Annotated in this window: 15 protein-coding genes, 1 tRNA gene, 2 rRNA genes and 3 pseudogenes (1 of these 21 only partly in view); 16 read left to right on the plus strand and 5 right to left on the minus strand. The window is 65.2% G+C overall.

Translation table 11 applies throughout. The features are described from left to right. The 6 genes and pseudogenes from CYR75_RS14165 to tnpC form a co-directional block, all read left to right on the plus strand. Positions 1-1,093: ribosomal RNA gene (locus CYR75_RS14165) — 23S ribosomal RNA — on the plus strand (it extends 1,740 nt beyond the left edge of the window). 102 nt (positions 1,094-1,195) lie between these two features. Next, positions 1,196-1,310: ribosomal RNA gene (gene rrf, locus CYR75_RS14170) — 5S ribosomal RNA — on the plus strand. Between the two features lie 54 nt (positions 1,311-1,364). Beyond that, positions 1,365-1,441: transfer RNA gene (locus tag CYR75_RS14175), tRNA-Met, on the plus strand. A gap of 228 nt (positions 1,442-1,669) precedes the next feature. Further along, positions 1,670-2,065, plus strand: coding sequence for an IS66-like element accessory protein TnpA (gene tnpA / locus CYR75_RS14180; protein WP_101498326.1), 396 nt, complete (start codon positions 1,670-1,672; stop codon positions 2,063-2,065). Further along, positions 2,062-2,407 (plus strand): annotated as a pseudogene (gene tnpB / locus CYR75_RS14185) (IS66 family insertion sequence element accessory protein TnpB). Before tnpA ends, tnpB begins: the two are co-directional and overlap by 4 nt. A gap of 60 nt (positions 2,408-2,467) precedes the next feature. Next, positions 2,468-3,964: pseudogene (tnpC, locus tag CYR75_RS14190) on the plus strand (IS66 family transposase). A gap of 136 nt (positions 3,965-4,100) precedes the next feature. Here the strand turns inward: tnpC and CYR75_RS14195 are convergent. From CYR75_RS14195 to CYR75_RS14215, 5 genes and pseudogenes are all read right to left on the minus strand, one after another. Further along, positions 4,101-4,775, minus strand: a pseudogene (locus CYR75_RS14195) (transposase). A 239-nt stretch (positions 4,776-5,014) separates the two neighbouring features. Continuing rightward, on the minus strand, positions 5,015-8,164 hold the full coding sequence (locus CYR75_RS14200; protein WP_101500630.1) for an efflux RND transporter permease subunit: 3,150 nt from the start codon (positions 8,162-8,164) through the stop codon (positions 5,015-5,017). Further along, a complete protein-coding gene (locus CYR75_RS14205; RefSeq protein WP_225972749.1) occupies positions 8,161-9,414 on the minus strand; it encodes an efflux RND transporter periplasmic adaptor subunit in 1,254 nt (417 codons plus the stop codon). Before CYR75_RS14205 ends, CYR75_RS14200 begins: the two co-directional genes overlap by 4 nt. Positions 9,415-9,535: 121 nt before the next feature. Continuing rightward, positions 9,536-10,297, minus strand: a complete 762-nt coding sequence (locus tag CYR75_RS14210) for a SpoIIAA family protein (protein ID WP_101500631.1) — start codon at positions 10,295-10,297, stop codon at positions 9,536-9,538. Then, positions 10,291-11,049 carry a TetR/AcrR family transcriptional regulator gene (locus CYR75_RS14215; protein ID WP_225972750.1) on the minus strand — a complete coding sequence of 253 codons (759 nt, stop codon included), beginning with the start codon at positions 11,047-11,049 and terminating at the stop codon, positions 10,291-10,293. Before CYR75_RS14215 ends, CYR75_RS14210 begins: the two co-directional genes overlap by 7 nt. 209 nt (positions 11,050-11,258) lie before the next feature. Between CYR75_RS14215 and CYR75_RS14220 the strand changes: the two genes are divergently transcribed. The 10 genes from CYR75_RS14220 (at position 11,259) to CYR75_RS14265 (ending at position 19,146) form a co-directional block, all read left to right on the plus strand. After that, on the plus strand, positions 11,259-11,561 hold the full coding sequence (locus CYR75_RS14220) for a recombinase-like helix-turn-helix domain-containing protein (protein ID WP_101500633.1): 303 nt from the start codon (positions 11,259-11,261) through the stop codon (positions 11,559-11,561). Continuing rightward, positions 11,545-12,321 carry an ABC transporter ATP-binding protein gene (locus tag CYR75_RS14225; protein ID WP_225972751.1) on the plus strand — a complete coding sequence of 259 codons (777 nt, stop codon included), beginning with the start codon at positions 11,545-11,547 and terminating at the stop codon, positions 12,319-12,321. The genes CYR75_RS14220 and CYR75_RS14225 overlap by 17 nt, the downstream gene beginning before the upstream one ends. Before the next feature lie 30 nt (positions 12,322-12,351). After that, positions 12,352-13,323, plus strand: a complete 972-nt coding sequence (locus CYR75_RS14230) for an ABC transporter substrate-binding protein (RefSeq protein WP_101500635.1) — start codon at positions 12,352-12,354, stop codon at positions 13,321-13,323. Then, on the plus strand, positions 13,320-14,135 hold the full coding sequence (locus tag CYR75_RS14235; RefSeq protein WP_101500636.1) for an ABC transporter permease: 816 nt from the start codon (positions 13,320-13,322) through the stop codon (positions 14,133-14,135). Before CYR75_RS14230 ends, CYR75_RS14235 begins: the two co-directional genes overlap by 4 nt. Positions 14,136-14,177: 42 nt before the next feature. Further along, a complete protein-coding gene (locus CYR75_RS14240; protein WP_101500637.1) occupies positions 14,178-14,744 on the plus strand; it encodes a cupin domain-containing protein in 567 nt (188 codons plus the stop codon). A 74-nt stretch (positions 14,745-14,818) separates the two neighbouring features. Next, on the plus strand, positions 14,819-15,862 hold the full coding sequence (locus CYR75_RS14245; RefSeq protein WP_101500638.1) for a Rieske 2Fe-2S domain-containing protein: 1,044 nt from the start codon (positions 14,819-14,821) through the stop codon (positions 15,860-15,862). Continuing rightward, positions 15,862-16,599, plus strand: a complete 738-nt coding sequence (locus tag CYR75_RS14250; protein ID WP_101500639.1) for an SDR family oxidoreductase — start codon at positions 15,862-15,864, stop codon at positions 16,597-16,599. The genes CYR75_RS14245 and CYR75_RS14250 overlap by 1 nt, the downstream gene beginning before the upstream one ends. 9 nt (positions 16,600-16,608) lie before the next feature. Further along, complete coding sequence (locus tag CYR75_RS14255) at positions 16,609-17,415, plus strand: alpha/beta fold hydrolase (protein ID WP_101500640.1); 807 nt, start codon at positions 16,609-16,611, stop codon at positions 17,413-17,415. A gap of 28 nt (positions 17,416-17,443) precedes the next feature. Then, entirely contained in the window at positions 17,444-18,358 is a 915-nt protein-coding gene (locus CYR75_RS14260; protein WP_101500641.1) for a VOC family protein, read from the plus strand. Further along, a complete protein-coding gene (locus CYR75_RS14265; RefSeq protein WP_101500642.1) occupies positions 18,358-19,146 on the plus strand; it encodes an SDR family oxidoreductase in 789 nt (262 codons plus the stop codon). The genes CYR75_RS14260 and CYR75_RS14265 overlap by 1 nt, the downstream gene beginning before the upstream one ends.

Genomic DNA, 19,146 nt, shown 5'->3' on the forward strand with positions numbered 1-19,146 from the left:
AAACACAGGGCTCTGCGAAGTCGCAAGACGACGTATAGGGTCTGACGCCTGCCCGGTGCCGGAAGGTTAAAAGGAGATGTGCAAGCATTGAATTGAAGCCCGGTAAACGGCGGCCGTAACTATAACGGTCCTAAGGTAGCGAAATTCCTTGTCGGGTAAGTTCCGACCTGCACGAATGGCGTAACGACTTCCCCGCTGTCTCAAATGTGGACTCAGCGAAATTGAATTGTCTGTGAAGATGCAGACTTCCCGCGGTTAGACGGAAAGACCCCATGCACCTTTACTATAGCTTCGCACTGGCATCAGGATTGCGATGTGCAGGATAGGCGGTAGGCTTTGAAGCGGGGACGCCAGTTCCCGTGGAGCCATCCTTGAGATACCGCCCTTCGCACTCTTGATGTCTAACCGCGGTCCGTCATCCGGATCCGGGACCCTGCGTGGTGGGTAGTTTGACTGGGGCGGTCGCCTCCCAAAGAGTAACGGAGGCGCGCGAAGGTTGGCTCAGAGCGGTCGGAAATCGCTCGTTGAGTGCAATGGCAGAAGCCAGCCTGACTGCGAGACTGACAAGTCGAGCAGAGTCGAAAGACGGCCATAGTGATCCGGTGGTCCCGAGTGGAAGGGCCATCGCTCAACGGATAAAAGGTACGCTGGGGATAACAGGCTGATGATGCCCAAGAGTCCATATCGACGGCATCGTTTGGCACCTCGATGTCGGCTCATCTCATCCTGGGGCTGGAGCAGGTCCCAAGGGTACGGCTGTTCGCCGTTTAAAGAGGTACGTGAGCTGGGTTTAGAACGTCGTGAGACAGTTCGGTCCCTATCTGCCGTGGGTGTAGGATACTTGAGAGGAGTTGCCCCTAGTACGAGAGGACCGGGGTGAACGTTCCACTGGTGGACCAGTTGTCGTGCCAACGGCAGTGCTGGGTAGCTATGAACGGACAGGATAAACGCTGAAGGCATCTAAGCGTGAAGCCCCCCTCAAAACCAGGTATCCCTTGAGAGCCGTGGAAGACCACCACGTCGATAGGCCGGAGATGTAAGCGCAGCAATGTGTTCAGTTGACCGGTACTAATGGCTCGATAGGCTTGATTTGATCCGGAAGTGGCCAGATCGCAAAAAAACGATCCCCGCTTCCAAAAGCATCCTTGGACAACAACCCGCATGTCACGCGGAACGCTGAGCGTTTCTTCTCCGATCTGGTGGACATAGCACGAGCGAAACACCCGATCCCATCCCGAACTCGGCCGTTAAGCGCCGTCGCGCCAATGGTACTGCGTCTCAAGACGTGGGAGAGTAGGTCACCGCCAGATCTGAAAAGAAACGCAAATCTCTCGAACGATAAAAAAACGCCAAAACACAAATGGCGCGGGGTAGAGCAGCCCGGTAGCTCGTCAGGCTCATAACCTGAAGGTCACAGGTTCAAATCCTGTCCCCGCAACCAAAATACCTACGCAAGGCCAAAAGCCAATAGCCTCCCTCACGGGAGGCTATTTGCATTTGGTAACAACCGAGGTTAGTTTCGCACTGAGAATCGGAGAAAAACCGTTTGGAATAGCCTTTGCAACCGCTGGGAATAACAAGGGGTGCAGACGCGACCTGTCCGACGGCGCTAATTCTGATGGTAAGCGTCCGGCCTGACCGCCCTGCCGCGTGGTGAAAGAGGCGGATAGTGTCCACCATTGATAGTGGACACTATGGTGATGGCGTGGCGCGTCGGACGAAGCGACTTTGGACGGATGAGGAGAAGCGTTCGATCTGTTTCCAGACGGCGGCGCCGGGCGTTTCCGTGGCTCAGGTGGCGCGGCGCTACGCGGTGAACGCGAACCTGATCTTCAAGTGGCTGCGCGATCCCCGTTATGCGCCGGACCCCACCTCGGTTGCGCCCCCAGCAGAGGAGGCGCGGTTTCTGCCCGTAGAGATCGTCGCGGAGACCAGGTCTACTCCGGCGGCACCTGCCGCCGAGAACCACATCGAGATCGAGCTGGCGGGCGGTCACCGGATGCGGATCAGCGGCAGCTATGATCCTGAGGCGCTGGCGCGGCTGATCCGGGGACTTTCGGCGTGATCCCGGTTCCGGCCAACACGCGGGTCTGGCTGGCTGCCGGGGTCACCGACATGCGCAAGGGCTTTGCTTCCTTGGCGGCGCAGGCCGAGGCGGTGCTGAAGCAGGATCCTTTCGGCGGGCATCTCTTCGTCTTCCGCGGCCGTCGCGGTGATCTGGTGAAGGTCATCTGGTGGGATGGCCAGGGGCCTGCATGTTCATGAAGCGGCTGGAGCGGGCCGGTTCGTCTGGCCCTCGGCCAAGGAGGGGAAGGTGGCGCTGACACCGGCGCAGTTGTCGATGCTCCTGGAAGGGATCGACTGGCGTGCCCCGGAGCGAACGTGGCGGCCCTTGGCAGCGGGATAATCAGGGGGGGGCCACAAGAGAATGATTCCCATAAGGAATCCCGTGGGATAAACTCCTTGCATGCTCGATCAGACCCTGACCCTGCCGGAAGATCCCGAGGAGTTGCGCAGCTTCACCGCGCGGCTTCTGGCCGAGGTGAAGGCGCAGGCGATCCTGATCGAGAAGCTGCGGCACCAACTGGCCGGGCACCGGGCACACCGGTTCGGCGCGTCCTCGGAGACGGCAGAACAGCTTCAGTTGGCTCTTGAGGCCAGCGAGATCGCGGCCGCCGCGATGACGGCGCGGATGCGTCTGCCGGACATCGAGGAGAAGGGCAAACCCAAGCGCCGTCCGATCCCGGATCATATCCCCCGGATGGAGGTGGAACTGATGCCCGGCGCCGATGCCTGTGCCGATTGCGGCGGTCGCCTGCGCCGGATCGGCGAGGACGTCACGGAAGAGCTGGAGTATGTTCCTGGGCGCTTCATCGTGAACCGGATTGTCCGCCCCGGCTGACCTGCGCTTGCTGCGAACGCTTCGTCCAGGCCCGCTGCCGTCGCGCCCGATCGAGCGCGGTCGCCCCGGGCCGGGTCTGCTGGCCCATGTGCTGGTCAGCAAGTATGCCGACCATCTCCCCTCTATCGCCAGAGCCAGATCTTCGGCCGCGAAGGGCTCGATCTCGACCGATCGACCCTGGCCGACTGGGTCGGCAAGACCACCACCCTTCTGGAGCCACTGGCCGAGGCCATCGGGCGCCATGTCCTGTCGGCCGAGGCGATCTTCGCCGACGATACGCCGGTGCGGATGCTGGCGCCCGGCACCGGCAAGACCCAGACGGCCCGGCTCTGGACCTATGCCCGCGATGAGCGCCCATGGGATGGCGATGCTCCGCCTGCCGCATGGTATCGCTTCTCGGGCGACCGCAAGGGTCAGCACCCCAAGGATCATCTGGCCCGTTTCCGCGGCTGGATGCATGCCGACGGCTATGCCGGGTTCGAGGATCTCTACCGTTCCGGCGCCATCCGCGAGGTCGCCTGCATGGCCCATGTCAGGCGCAAGTTCGTGGACATCCACCGATCGCAAGGTTCGCCGATCGCTGAGGAGGCCATCGGCCGCATCGCCCGGCTCTATGCCGTCGAGAAGGAAGCCCGAGGTTCGCCACCGGACCGCCGCGCCGAACTCCGTAAGGCACATGCCGCCCCGGTCTTCGATGACCTGGAAGTCTGGCTGGCCATGCAACTCACCACGATCTCGGGGAAATCCCCGCTAGCGGCCGCCATCCGATACGCCCTCACCAGGATGGAACGCCTGCGCCCCTACCTCGACAACGGCATCCTCGAGCTCGACAACAACGCCGCCGAACGCGGCATGCGCGCCATCGCCCTCGGGCGGAAAAACTACCTATTCGTCGGTTCCGAGGCAGGTGGAAAGGCCGCCGCCATCGCCTACACCCTGATCGAAACAGCCAAGCTCAACGCCATCGATCCCCATGCCTGGCTCGCCGACACCCTGGCCCGTATCCCTGATTACAAGATCACAAAGGTCGATGACCTGCTGCCTTGGAAATGGCGCGGGTAGCGGTCAGGCCGGACGCTTACTTCTGATGCAGTCATCACCTGAGAGATGCAGCGAACAAATGCGCCCCGACCAATAAGAGAATGGCGGATTAGCGTTAGCGGGTCCCTTCTGATCTTGCCTCCGTTTCACCGGACACTCAGGCGGTTGCGGTTTGGGCTGCGATGAACTCGCGTGGTGAGTGCATCGTCAGCCCCAAATGGGGTCGTTCTCATTGTAGTCTTCGAACCATCCGGCAATCAGTCCAAGGACGGTGACGGCGTTTGGCAGCGGAGTGACGTTCACGTAGTCCCGCTTGAGTGTGTTCACGAATGCCTCGGATATCCCATTGCTCTGCGGGCTCTTCACCGGCGTATAGCAGGGTTTCAGGCCGAGCTGGCGGGCGAAGATGCAGGTTTCCCTGGCGGTGTAGGGCGAACCGTTGTCGCTGAACATCTCGACCTGGTGCGGTGCGCGGTAATCTGCAAACCGCGCCTCTACCGCTGCCAGCATCATGTCGCATACGTCCGATCCGCTGCTGCTTGCGTCCACGACGGCGCACCAGGCGATGATCTCGCGGTCATGGGCGTCGATGATGAATGCCGGACGGCGCGATTGCTTGTGACGTCATCGTCTCCTGACACGGCCACGGCTCCCCCTTCCAGCATCAGCCGCCGCCAACGATACGAGCCGGGTTCGGCGCAACGCCATTACGGCGCGCAACAACCGAGATGCTGGCAGTCTCGTCCAGCGTCTCCTCAACGATCCGCAGCTTCTCGGACGACGTCCAGCGACGCCTGCGGCCGCCATCGCTGATGATTTCATAGTCAGACATAAGCACGTGCCTGGGGCTATCCCTAAGCCTCCATGGTTATGCCTGAGTGTCCGGTCGAAAGGGGGGCCCGTTCACAACGCCCATGGCGAGGATCGCTATTGGCCTGACTGGGTCTCAGCAAGAGCATGGTTATTTGCTGGGCTCAATGGCGGAGACGGTCGTGCAGTTGGTGGTAGCAAGCAATGTCCGTGCCGGACCTTAGTGAGCGCAGGAGAAACATACAGCCTCGCATCCCCCCTTCACCCGCCCCGCACCGCCTCCCCGCGCACCGCTCCCTCGCCAACCGCCCCCCTCTCCCTCCGCCGCGCCTTCTTCTCGCCCAGCATCAGCATCGCGGGGGTCACGATCAGGGTCAGGACGGTGGCGATCACCAGGCCGCCGGCGATGGCCGAGCTGAGTTCGGTCCACCACTGGGTCGAGGGGGCGCCGTAGACGATCTCGCGGGTGAAGAAGTTGAGGTTTACGCCGATCACCATGGGCATCAGGCCCAGGGCCGTCGTGACCGAGGTCAGCACCACGGGGCGCAGGCGCTGTGCGCCGGTGCGCAGCGCGGCCTCGAGCGGGGACAGGCCGGCCTTTTTCAGATCGTTATAGGTGTCGATCAGCACGATATTGTTGTTCACCACGATCCCCGCCAGCGCGATCACGCCGATCCCGCCCATGACGACGCCGAAGGGGCGTCCGGTGACGATCAGGCCGAAGAGGACGCCGGCGATGGAAAAGACGATGGCGCTCATCACGATCAGGGCCTGAAAGAAATTGTTGAACTGGATCAGCAGGATCACGAACATCAGGAAGACCGCGGTGATGAAGGCGCCGATCAGGAAGCGCGTCGCGTCGGTCTGGTCCTGCGCCTCGCCGGCGAAGGAGGCCTCGATGCTGGGGGGCAGGTCCAGCGCCTCGATGGCGGCTTGCAGGGCCACCACCTGGTCGTTGACCAAGAGGCCTGGGGCGACATTGGCCTCGATGGTGATGACCCGCTGCTGATCGACGCGGGTGATGGTGCCGGTGCGGGGCGCGGGCTCGAAGGTGACGAAGTTCGAGATCGGCACCAGCCCGGCCGAGGTCGGCACGCGCAGCGATTGCAGCTCCTCGAGCGTGCGGTCGTTGGAGGGGAAGCGCACATTGATATCGACCGAACCCTCGGCATCGTCGGGGCGATAATCGGCCACCGTGATGCCGCGCGTCAGCAGTTGCACGGCCTGCCCGAGGCTGGAGATATCCGCCCCGAACCGCGCCGCTTCCGAGCGGTTGACCGAGATGAGCCACTCCACCCCCGGCAGCGGCCGGGTGTCGGTGATGTCGGTAAAGCCGCCGATATCGTCCATCGCCTTTCGGATCGCCTCGACCGCGGCGGCCTGCGCCTTGGGGTCGTCGGCCGCGACGCGCAGGCTGATCGGCTTGCCGGCCGAGGGACCCTGCGAGGCGGTCTGCACCTGCACGTCGATGCCGGGAATGGTGGCCATTTCGGCCCGGATCTGCTCGCCGATCTCGTCGGCGGTGCGGCGGGTGTCCCATTCGGTCAGCTCGATCTGGATGGTACCGATCAGGTCGGCATCGGTGCGGTTGCTGCCGCCCGACCGGGCATAGACCGAGGCGATCTCGTCGTAAGCGAACAGCCGCTGCTCGACCCGGCGGACCAGCGCGTCCTTCTCGAAGATCGAGAAATTGTCGCGGGCGCGGACCTGCACCTGCGCGAATTCCGGCTCGACCGAGGGGAAGAAGCTGATCCCGGTGCCGAACTGACCATAGGCGCCGAAGGCGCCCAGCAGCAGCGCCACCGCCATGATCAGCGTGGCCCAGGGCCGCAGGATGGCGAATTGCAGCACCCGGACATAGCCGCCGGTAAAGCCGCCCAGCTCGCGCGGATCGCCCTTTTCGGCGGCATACAGCGCCTGTTTCGCCGCCGCCGATTGCGGGGGCTTCTTGCCGATCAGCCCGCCGACCACGGGGATGAAGATCAGCGCCATGAACAGCGAGGCGGTCAGCGTCAGGATCACGGTGATGGGCAGGAACTTCATGAACTCGCCCACCGTCCCGGTCCAGAACAGCAGCGGAAAGAACACGCTGAGCGTGGTCGCGGTCGAGGCGATGATCGGCCAGGCCATGCGTTTGGCGGCCGCGGCATAGGCGACCTTGGGCGGGTCGCCTTCCTGCAGGCGGCGGTCAGCGAACTCGGTGGTGACGATCGCGCCGTCGACCAGCATCCCGACGACGAGGATCAGCGAGAACAGGACGACCAGGTTCATCGTGTAGCCCATGAACAGCAGCGCCGTGACCCCGGCCAGGAACGCGCCCGGAATGGCAAGTCCCACCAGCAGCGCCGAGCGGATGCCAAGCGCCCAGACGATGACGATCATCACCAGGATCACGGCGGCGATGACGTTCGCCTCAAGGTCGCTCAGCATGGTGTCGACCTGCTCGCTTTCGTCCTGCATATAGTCGATCTTCACACTTTCCGGCCAGTCGGCCTGCGCGGTCTGGATCAGGTCGCGCACCGCGTCCACGGTCTCGATGATGTTCGACCCCGAGCGTTTCTTGACCTCGAGCGCCAGCGCCGGCTGGCCGTCGATGCGGGCAAATCCGGTCGGGTCCTCGAAGGTGCGGCGGATGGTGGCGACATCGGCGAAGGTCACGACCGTATCGCCGCGCACCTTGACCGGCAGCGCCATGACGTCGGCGACATCCTCGATCAGGCCGGGCACCTTCAGCACGATGCGCCCGGCGCCGTTTTCTATGGCGCCGGCGGCGATCAGGCGGTTGTTGCGGTTTATCTGGCCGATCAGCTCTTCAAAGCTGATATTGTAGGTCTCGAACACGGTCGGGTCGATCAGCACTTCGAGCAGCGCATCGCGCGAGCCCCCGACATCGACCTCGAGCACGCCGCTCAGCGCCTCGATCCGCTTGGCCAGATCCTCGGACAGGCTGTTCAGCGTGCGTTCGGGCACCGGGCCGGACAGGATCACGGTCAGGATCGGAAACAGCGCGGTGTTGATCTCGGTCACGCGGGGGTCGGTGGCGTCCTCGGGCAGGTCGGGGGTGGCGCGGTCCACGCCTTCCTTGACCTTGTCCAGCGCGGCCACGGCATCGAAGCCCGGCTCGAATTCAAGCTGCAGGCTGGCATAGCCTTCGCCCGCGTTCCCGGTCATCTGCTTCAGCCCGGTGATGGTCGACAGCTCGGTTTCCAGCGGTTCGATCAGCAGGCGCTCGGCGTCCTCGGGCGAGATGCCGTCGAGCCCGGTCGAGACATAGAAGATCGGGATCGGGATTTCGGGCGAGCTTTCCTTGGGAATCGTCACATAGGCATAGGCGCCAAGTGCCAGGATCATTAGCAGCGACAGGATGACCACGCGGCTGCGGCTGAAGGCGGCGTCGATGATGCCGTTCATTGCGCGGGCCCGGCATTGGCGGCGACGGGGGTCCCGTCACCGGGCGCGGTGGTGATGATCGGCCCGGCCGGGTCGGCGGGTGCCGCGGCCTCGGGCGTGTTGGGTGCGGGCTGCACGGCGGGCAGGTCATCGCCGTCCTGTTCGGGTTGCGGATCGACCGTCTCGCCGTCATTCACGAAGCCTTGCCCGATCGAGATGATCTGCGCCTCGTCCGGCAGCCCGGCGACCCAGATCCCGTCGGTCTGGGCGCGGACGATGTCAATCTTGTGGAACTTGACGCGGTTGTCGTCACTAACGGTCTTGATCCCCAGCGTGCCGTCAGTGTCCAGCGACAGGATCGCGGGCGAGACGAAATGCGCCGTCAGCTCGCCGGTCAGGATGCGCAGTTGCGCGCTGATGCCGGCAGGGATGGCGCCGTCCTCGTTCGCCACCTCGATCCGGGCGCGAAAGGTGCGGGTTTCGGGGTCGGCGCTGGTGGCCACGAAGGTCACCGTGCCGGTCGTCGTCTCGCCGGTGATGAAGGCCACCTCGGCGATCTGGCCCACCCGGACGTCGCGCAGCGATTGCTGCGGCACCTGGATGCGGATGTTCAGGGGCGTGTTGTCCACGATCCGGCCGACATCGGCCCCCAGCGAGACGAACTCGCCCAGATTGATGTCCAGCGATTCCAGCCGGCCGGCAAAGGGGGCGCGGATCTCGGTATCCTCGATGGCCTTCCGGGCGGAACTGACGCCCGCCTCGGCCGCCGCCAGCGTCGCCCGCGCCTGCGAGACGCGGTCCAGCGTCGCCACGCCGCGTTCCAGCAGCGAGCTGGCATTGTCGAATTCGCGCTGCGCCCGGTCGCGCTCTTGCTCGGCGCGTTCCAGATCCGCCTGCCTTGCGGCGATGTCAAAGCGCGCGATGACCTCGCCCGCCTCGAGATCGGCGCCCATATCGACCAGCACCTCGCCGATCTGGCCCGAGGTTTCGGCCCGCAGCATGGTGTCGCGGTCGGGCAGGGCCTGACCTTCGGCGACGAAGACCTGCTTGACCGGCTCGGCCACCGATTTGCGGACGGCGACCGTCACCGGGCGCGGGGCGACGGGCTGTTTCGCGCTCTGCTCGGCCTGTTCCGAGGGCAGGATATAGCCGCTGCCCATCCAGCCGATGATGGCCAGCGCCAGCCCGCCCGCGACCCATCTGGATCGGGTCGATCCGGGGTCGCTTTCGAAGGTCAGTTCTTGCCGATCGTCAGTCGGGGTGTCGGTCATCGTCTGGTCTCCTCGGACGAACGCGTCCGAGCCCCGGGACGGTTCCAGTCAGCAATGGTGTCGCCGCAACCCCACTTGCGGTTCGTTCTAGCTGCAGGCCGGCGCCCGGCCAAGCGCGCGATCAGGTCCAGCCGACCCAGTCGCGGGCGGCGTCCTCGTCCGCCGCGTCGAAGCAGCGCATCTCGAACGGCATCGCCGCGCCCATGGCCGAGATCACGCCCTGCATCCAGGACGGCGCGCCGACCACGGCATAGCGCTTCAGATGCCCGATCATGGCGAATTTCGACCCGAAGATCCCGGCATCGGTCAGCAGCGCCGGATCGAAGCCGTCCCAGCGTTTGAACCGGGCGAGCAGATTGACCTTGGCATCGCCCTGCATCACCGTCTGAAGCCGCGCGAACAGGGCCTCGACATCCTTGGGCGTGATGCGGCCATCGACCTCGAACGCCACCACCCCGTCCGACCCATCGGCCAGCAGCGTCAGCCCGCCGTTAGCCGCGGTGTCGCGCTGATCCGGCAGGTCCGAGGCAAAGGCCTCGGCCGCCGCGACGTCCGAGGAGGGAAAGCTGCGCATCTCGATCATCGGCAGGATCGGGTCGATCCACCGCAGCAGCGCCGACACCGCCTGAAGGTCCGTGACCACGGCCATGCGCGCGATCTTGGCCCATTGCGTCAGCATCCCGAACTCGAATTTCATGTCCTCGGCCAGCGCGTCGGCGGTCATGTCCTGCCAGTGCTCGGCGCGGATGATCAGCCCAAGCGGACCATCGCCTTGCAGCACCGGGGTCAGCTCGCGCTCCATCGTCTCGATGTCGCGTTTCTCCAAGACGCCCTGCAGCGTCAGCTCATAGACATTCGATTTCAGTGTCTTGACGGTCAGCATGTTCGCTCCTGTCGTGTGATGTGGGTGCCGCCTGCCGCGCCGGTGATGGCGCGCAGCATCAGGCGATATTCGGTCGGGTTCGACAGGATGATGCTGCCCGCAGGCAGGCCCAGCATCCGGTCGATCAGCGCCCCTTCGGCCCGCATCCGCTGGTCCAGCGCGGCCACCGCCCGGTCCATCCGACCCGCCTCGGCGTCGCGGATCGCGGCGGTCAGCACCGCGCGCCGGCCCTGCGACATGGCGATGATGGTCTCGCCCACCAAGCCGATCTCGGGGACGTCAAAGGCGCCCTCATCGACGCCCTGCGCGATCATCTCCAGCAGGACGGGCATGGCGGCCGCACTCGCCGCGGCGGTGATACGGGCAAAGAGGATATCGTTGCCGGGGCGCAGCATCACGTCGAGAAAGAACTTCATCTGCGGCGCCTGCTCGGCCTTCCAGCGGCTCGATTCGGCCAGAAAGGCGTTGAAGCGCGTCAGCGCATCCCCCGACGCCGCCGCCCGCGCCGCCTGCGCCGAGATCAGCGCGGCGGTGGTGAACCGCTCGACCACGCCGTCCAGCAGATCCTCCTTGGCGGCGAAATGGTGGTAGAAACCGCCCTTGGAAATCCCGGCCCGGGCCAGAACATCGGCGATGGTGACGTCGTCCCAGCCGCGGGCAAAGAACAGCCCCTGCGCCGCGTCCAGAATATCCGCCCGCCGCTGATCGGGTGCCATGCGCAGACGTTTGTGGGGTTCGGGCGGATTATCCATTCGGTCAATATACAGACCAGTGGTCGGTAATTAAAGGGCGACACGAAATCGTCACCGATAATCCATGCGCGACCTGCCGCGCGACCTGTCGGACGACGCCCTTCGCGCCGCTTCTCAAAAAAATGTTGACTCGACGCGACTCAAAGTTCATTCTCTTTTGAACAAAGTGTTCGTATATGAACACACCTGCGGGATGGAGGAGACCAAGGGTGGATGCTTTCAAAGATCGACTCGCGCAGCATGGTCGCGACAACGCGCGCCCGGCGCTGGCGCATCAATGCCGGGGCCGCGAGCTGGAGCCTGCCGAGGCGGTATTGACCGACGCGCTGATGCAGATCTATGCCGCCGGCACGCATGATTACGCCGATGTCGCCGTGGCGTTGACCGAGCAGGGCGTGACCGCCCCCCGCTCTGGCCGCACCGATTGGAGCGAGGCGCTGCTGGCGCAAGAGCTTGCCGAAATCAACGCGTCGCTCGATGCGGCCTATGCCGAGCATGGCTATGGCGCTTGAGTTCCGGAACCTGACCAAGCAGTTCGCGACCAATTCGGGCGCCGTGCTGACCGCCATCCGCGATGTCACCTTCACCGTGAATACGGGCGAGTTCGTCTCGGTCGTGGGGCCGTCGGGCTGTGGCAAATCCACGCTGCTGTCGATGACGGCGGGTCTGTATCAGCCGACCTCGGGCGAGGTGCTGGTCAGCGGAGAGCCGGTGAACGGCCCCAACGATCACGTCGGCTTCATGCTGCAAAAGGATCTGCTGCTGCCCTGGCGCAATATCGTGTCAAACATCGAGTTCGGGCTGGAGTCGCGCCCGGTTTCCAAGGCCGAGCGGCGCGAGCGGGCGATGTTCGAACTGCGCCGCTGCCATCTGGACGGGTTCGAGCATCAATACCCCTATCAGCTTTCGGGCGGGATGCGTCAGCGCGCGGCGCTGGCCCGGACGCTGGCCATCGACCCCGAGATCATCTTGCTGGACGAGCCGTTCTCGGCGTTGGACGCGCAGACCAAGCTGCTGCTGCAGAACAGCTTTGCCGAGACCATCGCGGAAAGCGGCAAGACCACGCTGCTGATCACCCATGACCTTGCCGAGGCGGTGCTGATGTCGGACCGCATCTTCGTGCTGTCCGAGCGTCCCGGCCAGATCGTCGCCGAGATCCGCGTCGATCTGCCCAACCGCAACCATCCGTTGAAGCGGCGAATGATGCCCGAGGTCGCCGATTATGCCTCGCAACTGTTCCGGCATCTGAAGCTCGAAGAAAAAGCCATCTGAAGACTCCCACTTCCAACCGAGGACGATGATATGAACCGCCTGCTTATGACTGCCGCAGCCGCCGCGATCGCCTTGGGCGCCATGTCTGCCCAGGCCGCGGAAAAGGTGAATTACCTGTTCCCTGCGCCCGACTTCCTGCCCGCCTTCGCACCGTTCCAACTGGCTGAATCCAAAGGCTATTTCGACGAGGCCGGGCTGGACGTCACCTTCCGCACCGGCAAGGGCGGCGCCGATGTGGCGACGCAGGTCGCGGCCGGGAACGTCGATATGGGCGGCGGCATGGGCGACACCGCGATCATCGTCCGGCCCAACGGGCTGGAGGTGCGCGGCGTGGCGCTGCTGGGCGGCAAGGGCCTGACCCAGCTGGCTTGGCGCGCCGATAGCGGCATCACCGGCCCCGAGGATTTCAAGGGCAAGAATATCGGCGTCATCTCGTTTCAGGATACCGCCTATTACAACCTGCTGGGCGTGCTGGCCTCGGTCGGGCTGGACAAGTCGGATGTCAGCATACAGGCCGTGGGCGCGGGCGGGATCATCCAGCTGATGATCGCGGGCCGTCTGGACGCCATGTCGGGCGTGCCGGAATGGGTCGCGGCCATCGAAGGGGCCGGCGTCGAGATCGGGCAGGCGCCCGTCGACACCATCTTCCCGGCCATGGCGCAGGCGATCATCGCCTCGGACAAGACCATCGCCGAGCGTCCCGAGATGGTAAGGGGCTTTGTCGGCGCCGTCCTGCGCGCGGTGCGCGACATCGAGGCCGATCCGGCCCAGGCTGCCAAGGATTTCGTCGCCGTCGTGCCCCAGCAGACCGGCAAGGAAGCCGAGATCGAGGCGATCATGACCGCCTATGCCAACAAGGTCTATCCCGAGGGCGAGGGCCAGCCGCTGGGCGCCTTTGATCCGGCGCGGATCGAGGCGGTGCAGGATTTCTATGTCGAGGCCGGCATCATCCAGTCGCCCAGCCCGATCGATAGCCTGTACACCAACGAGTTCGTCCAATGAGCAGCGCCACCGCCACCGCCGGGGTCGCCCCCGCCCCGGTGCGGATCCGCCCGCCGCGCACGGCGATGTATGTAAGCCTCGGCTTCCTCGCCGTTCTGCTGGCAGCGTGGCAGATCCTGCCGCCGGCGCTGGACGTCCCGCGCTATATCATCCCGACGCTGTCGGAATGTCTGGCAGAGTTCGGCCGCATGTGGGCCAATGAGGGGCTGCTGGGCCACACGCTGTCGACGGCGCTGTATACCGTCCTCGGCTTTGCCATCGGCAGCGCGCTGGGTGCGGTGCTGGGCTATCTGCTGGGCATGTCCGAATTCTGGGAAAAGGTGCTGTCGCCCTACATCCTGGCCCTGCAGATCGCGCCCAAGGTCGCCTTCGCGCCGCTGTTCATCATGTGGTTCGGCTATAACGCCATGCCCAAGCTGCTGGTCACGGTGCTGATCGTGTTCTTCCCGGTGCTGGTCAACGTGCTGCAGGCGATGCGGACCATCGACCGCGATCTGGTCAACCTCGCCCGCGCCTATAACCTGTCGCGCTGGAGCATCTTTCTGAAGGTCGAGATGCCCTCGACCCTGCCCAACCTGATGGCCGGGCTGCGCATCGCCTCGACCCTTGCGGTGATCGGCGTGACCGTGGGCGAGCTCGTCGGCGGCAACACCGGTCTGGGCTTCCTGATTTCCTATGGCGGGGGGCAGGCCAATGCCGCGATGGTCTTTGACGCGATCATCCTGCTGACCGTCATCGGCATCCTGCTTTATTTCGCCATCGTCCGGGTCGAGACGCGCCTGCTGCACTATCTGCCGCGCGCCCAGGTCTGATCCGTCACCCCCTGCCAACCGTCACATCCGAAGGAGAAGTCCATGTCTGCCGCTCCAAAGAAGTTTCCGTCGGTCGAACCCGACGACGTGGTGATCCCCGAAGGCAAAAGCCTTGGCGAATGGGTCGAAAGCCGGACCGCGCGTTATGAGACGCGGACGCTCGACTGGGACGCGCTGAAGTTCCAGGCGGACTACGACCCGATCTATCGCCGTGCGCAGATGCGCTATATCGGCACCGGCGCCACCGGCGTCGCCGATGACGAGAACGTCGTCCCGGCCGAGAACTTCACCTTCTCGACCATGGTGCTGCCGGCCGGCTGCGAAGGGCCGCTGCACATCCACCGCGACGCCGAAGAGGTGTTCTTCATCCTCAAGGGCCACAAGATCCGCTTCTTCATCGAGCACAAGGGCGAGATGGTCGAGACGGTGCTGACCGAACGCGATCTGGTCTCGGTCCCGCCCGGCGTCTATCGCGGCCTGCGCAACGAGGGCATCGAAGAGGCGCTGATGTGCGTGCTGATCGGCAACCCCAAGCCGGTCACCCCGACCTATCCGCCCGATCACCCGGTCTCGAAGATCAAGCGCGACAAGAAACCCGACGCCGCCTGACATCGCCTGACATCGCGGGGCAGGGCGCCATCGCCCGCCCCCCTTTGGCCCCGGCCGCAAGGAGAGAGAGAGACATGACCGCCATCGACAAGAAGTCCCTCATCGAACAGCGCGTGAATACCGGCCTGCTGGGCCAGTGGTATCCGGTCGCCAAATCGGTCGAGGTCAAGGGCACGCGCCCGCTGGGCATCACCGCGCTGGGGCAAAAGCTGGTGCTGTGGCGCGACGGCGCCGGCCAGATCCAGTGCATCGAGGATTTCTGCCCCCATCGCGGCGCACCGCTGTCCTATGGCGAGGTGCATGAGGGCAATATCGGCTGCCGCTATCACGGCGTCGTCGTCAATGGTGAAGGCGTGGTGGTGCGGGTTCCGGCGATGCCCGAATGTGCGCTGGAAGGCCGCAAGGCGCTGGCCTCGTTCGAGGTCTTCGAATCCAACGACGCGGTGTTTGTCTATATCCCCTCCGCCGAACAGCCCGAGGCGCCCGAATTCGTGCTGCCGCAGGAACTGGCCTCGGACGAATGGACCGGCTTTCTGTGCACCGCCGTCTGGGGCACGAATTACCGCTATGCGCTCGATAATCTCGCCGATCCGATGCATGGCTGCTATCTGCATTCCGAAAGCTTCACGCTGGCCTACGGCTCGAAACAGGACCTGATGAAGCTCGACAAGACCGAGTCCGGCTTTCACATCAGCCGCGTCGGTCAGGTGGGCGAGAACTTCGACTGGAGCGAGTTCGAGGTCCATCCCGGCAACATGTTCTGCTTTCTGGACATCCCCTATCCGCCGGCCGCCGGTCCGGGCGGGTTCATGCGGATCGTCGGCATGGTGCTGCCCATCGACGAGACGCATTGCAAGGTGTTCTTCTGGCGGCTGCGCAAGGTCTCGGGCCTGGCCCGCGACAGCTGGCGCCTGCTGTATCGCGCCAAGCTGGAAGAGAACCACTGGAACGTGCTGGAACAGGACCGGGTGATGCTGGAAGGCATGCCCGACGACGCCCGCAAGCGCGAGATGCTGTATCAGCACGATATCGGCGTCAGCCGCATCCGCCAGATGCTGACCCGCGCAGCCAAGTCGCAGGTCGAGGCCGAACTGGCCCAGTCGCAGGCGGCCGAGTGATGCTGGCCGGTCGCACCATCCTTGTCACCGGCGCGGCGCGCGGTCTGGGGGCGGAAATCGCCCGCGGCCTCGCCCGACACGGCGCGACGCTGATCCTGGCCGACATCGCCGAGGATGAGGGCCGCGCCACCGCAGACGAGCTGGGGGCGAGCTTTCTGCCCGTCGATCTGGGCGATCCGGCCTCGATCACGGGGCTGGCCGAGGCTGTTGCCGACGCAGGCGGCGGGCGGCTGCACGGGCTGGTCAATAACGGCGCCATCGCCACCGGCATCGGCGGCATCGGCTTCGACGAGATCGAGATCGACAGCTGGGACCGGGTGATGCGGGTCAATGTCCGCGGCACCTGGCTGATGACCCGCGCCGCCGCGCCGCTGCTGCGGGCTTCCGGCTCAGGTCGGGTGGTGAATGTGGCTTCCGACACGGCGCTGTGGGGCGCGCCCCGGCTGCTGTCCTATGTGGCGTCCAAGGGCGCGGTGATCTCGATGACCCGCTCGCTGGCACGAGAGCTGGGCCCCGACCGGATCGGCGTCGCTGCCGTCGCGCCGGGCATACTGACCACCGCCTCGACCGAATACGTCCCCGAGGCGCGTCACCGGCTGTATGCCGAGGGTCGCGCCGTCCCCGGTCCGCAGCGCCCCGAGGAGATCGTCGACACCATCGCTTTTCTGCTGACCGAAGGGGCGCTGACCCTGACCGGGCAGCTTCTCCCGGTCAATAACGGCTTCGTCTTTGCCTGAGGAAACACGATGTTCACGCCGCGCCATTCCTTGCAGATCGACTATCGCGAACGGGCCGGGACCGGTCCGGCGCTGGTGCTGCTGCATGGCATCGGCTCGAACGCCGAGTCATTCGCGGGCCTGTTGCCGTTCCTGCCGATGGATTGGCGCGTGATCGCGTGGAACGCGCCCGGCTATCTCGGCTCGGCCCCGCTCGACACGGATTGGCCCATGGCTGCCGACTACGCGCAGGCGCTGGCCGGGTTGCTGGATCGGCTGGATCTGGACCGGGTGACGCTGGCGGGGCACTCGCTGGGGGCGCTGATGGCGACGGCCTATGCGGTCGCGCATCCGGACCGGGTCAGCCGTCTGGTGCTGGCCTCGCCCGCGCTTGGCCACGGCATCGCGCTGGGCGCGACCCTCAGCCCCGCCGCGCAGGACCGCATCGACGAATTGGCGCGGCTTGGCCCGCAGGAATTCGCGAAAGCCCGCGCGCCGCGCCTGGTCTTTCGTCCGCAGGACAACCCTGACCTTCTGGCCGCCGTCGAGGCCGGCATGGCGCAGGTGACAAGCCCCGGCTACGCGCAGGCGTCGCGGATGCTGGCCTCGGGTCGGCTGCTGGACGACGCGGCGCGGCTTGCGGTCCCCACCGACGTCATCGTCGGGGTCGAGGATGTCGTGACCCCGCCCGAGGGCGCGCGCCGGCTTTACGCGGCCATCCCTGCGCCCCTTCGCGGCCAATTGACCGAAGTGCCCGCCGCCGGGCACGCGCTGGCCACCCAGGCACCCCTCGCCTTCGCTCAGGCGGTGGCGGCCCAGAACACGCCGGTCCTGTGACCGGCCCGAACCAGAGAGGACACATGCGATGACAGAGCCAGTCCGAGTCGGATCGCTGCGCGGCATCATGATGCGCGGCCCGGATGTCAGCGCCACGCTGCCATTCTATCAGGACATGTGGGGGCTGAGCCTGTCCCATCAGGAAGACGGCCTGGCCCTGCTGCGCGGCACCGGGACCGAACCCTTCCTGTACGGGCTGAAGGACGGCCCGGTCTATGGGATCGAATATGTCCATTTCGCCATGCCCGACCGCGAGTCGATGGACGCCCTGCACGCGCAGATCGTCGCCCGCGGTCACACGCCCCTGGGCCAGCCGGCCGAGTTCGACGACTGGGTCGGCGGCTATGGGTTCGAGACGCTGGACCCGGACAACCGCCGGCTGCGGTTTCGCACCGACGCCCGCGTGCTGGACGACCAGAAGGACTGGGCCAAGCCGAAAAAGGTCAGCCATGTGGTGCTGAACACCCCCGACATGGAAGGCACGCAGAAATTCTATGAGGACGTGCTGGGCTTCCGCACCTCGGACTATTCCGCCGACCAGATGGTCTTCCTGCGCTGCAATTCGGACCACCACTCGATCGCGCTGGTCCGCGCCAATTACCCCAGCGTCAACCATGTCGCCTTCGAGATGCCGACGCTGGACGAGTTCATGCGCGGCATCGGGCGGATGAAGCAAAAGGGCCATGTCCCGACCTGGGGTCCGGGCCGCCACGGCCCCGGCAACAACCCGTTTGCCTATTTCGTCTCGCCCTCGGGTTTCGTGATCGAGTTCACCTCGGAACTGCAGCAGATCGACGAGGCGACGCACGAACCCAAGGTCTGGTCGCGCGCCGACCCCGAGGCGATGGACCGCTGGATGACCGCCGGCCCACCCACCCCGGCGCAGCGCGCCGTCATGCAGGGCCGGCCCGATCCCGGCTTTCCCGAGTTGAGGACCGAGTGATGGATTACGGCTATCAGGGCAAGGTCGCGGTCATCACCGGCGGATCGTCCGGCATCGGTCTGGCGACCGTGCGCTTTCTGCTGGAACAGGGGGCAAAAGTGGCCTTCTGCGCCCGCAATGAAGGGCGGCTGGACGATGTGCGCCGGGTGCTGGCGCGCGATCACGACGACGACCGCATCCTGACGCAGGCGCTGTCGGTGCTGGACCCGGAAGCGGTGGGCGCGTTCGCCGACGCCGTGAGGGACCGCTGGGGCAGTTGCGATCTGCTGGTGAACAATGCCGGGCAGGGCCGGGTGTCCACCTTCGCCGACACCACCGACGCCGACTGGCGCGAGGAATACGAGCTGAAGCTGTTCAGCCAGATCCACCCGATCCGGGCCTTCCTGCCGCTGCTGCGCGAAAGCCACGGGTCGATCGTGGCCGTCAACTCGCTGCTCGCCTACCAGCCCGAGCCGCATATGGTCTGCACCTCGTCGGCGCGTGCCGGGGTGCAGAACATGCTGAAATCCCTCAGCCTCGAACTGGCGCCCGAGGTCCGCGTGAACTCGGTCCTGCTGGGGCTGATCGAATCAGGGCAATGGACCCGCCGCTTTGCCGAGCGCGAGGACCAAAGCCAGAGCCGTGCCGAATGGTACGGCAATCTTGCCGCGAAAAAGGGCATCCCCCTTGGCCGCCTTGGCGACCCGACCGAAGCCGCTGCGGCCATCGCCTTTCTCGGCTCAAGGGCCGCCAGCTACATCACCGGTGCCCAGCTCGACGTGTCGGGCGGCCTTGCGCGCCATATCTGA

Source organism: Paracoccus jeotgali (assembly GCF_002865605.1).
Classification (GTDB): domain Bacteria; phylum Pseudomonadota; class Alphaproteobacteria; order Rhodobacterales; family Rhodobacteraceae; genus Paracoccus; species Paracoccus jeotgali.

Coding starts and splice junctions, on each gene's coding strand:
- CYR75_RS14200 (WP_101500630.1), bottom strand. CDS start 8,164: ATGAACGGCATCATCGACGCCGCCTTCAGCCGCAGCCGCGTGGTCATC.
- CYR75_RS14205 (WP_225972749.1), bottom strand. CDS start 9,414: ATGACCGACACCCCGACTGACGATCGGCAAGAACTGACCTTCGAAAGC.
- CYR75_RS14210 (WP_101500631.1), bottom strand. CDS start 10,297: ATGCTGACCGTCAAGACACTGAAATCGAATGTCTATGAGCTGACGCTG.
- CYR75_RS14215 (WP_225972750.1), bottom strand. CDS start 11,049: ATGGATAATCCGCCCGAACCCCACAAACGTCTGCGCATGGCACCCGAT.
- CYR75_RS14225 (WP_225972751.1), top strand. CDS start 11,545: ATGGCTATGGCGCTTGAGTTCCGGAACCTGACCAAGCAGTTCGCGACC.
- CYR75_RS14230 (WP_101500635.1), top strand. CDS start 12,352: ATGAACCGCCTGCTTATGACTGCCGCAGCCGCCGCGATCGCCTTGGGC.
- CYR75_RS14235 (WP_101500636.1), top strand. CDS start 13,320: ATGAGCAGCGCCACCGCCACCGCCGGGGTCGCCCCCGCCCCGGTGCGG.
- CYR75_RS14240 (WP_101500637.1), top strand. CDS start 14,178: ATGTCTGCCGCTCCAAAGAAGTTTCCGTCGGTCGAACCCGACGACGTG.
- CYR75_RS14245 (WP_101500638.1), top strand. CDS start 14,819: ATGACCGCCATCGACAAGAAGTCCCTCATCGAACAGCGCGTGAATACC.
- CYR75_RS14250 (WP_101500639.1), top strand. CDS start 15,862: ATGCTGGCCGGTCGCACCATCCTTGTCACCGGCGCGGCGCGCGGTCTG.
- CYR75_RS14255 (WP_101500640.1), top strand. CDS start 16,609: ATGTTCACGCCGCGCCATTCCTTGCAGATCGACTATCGCGAACGGGCC.
- CYR75_RS14260 (WP_101500641.1), top strand. CDS start 17,444: ATGACAGAGCCAGTCCGAGTCGGATCGCTGCGCGGCATCATGATGCGC.
- CYR75_RS14265 (WP_101500642.1), top strand. CDS start 18,358: ATGGATTACGGCTATCAGGGCAAGGTCGCGGTCATCACCGGCGGATCG.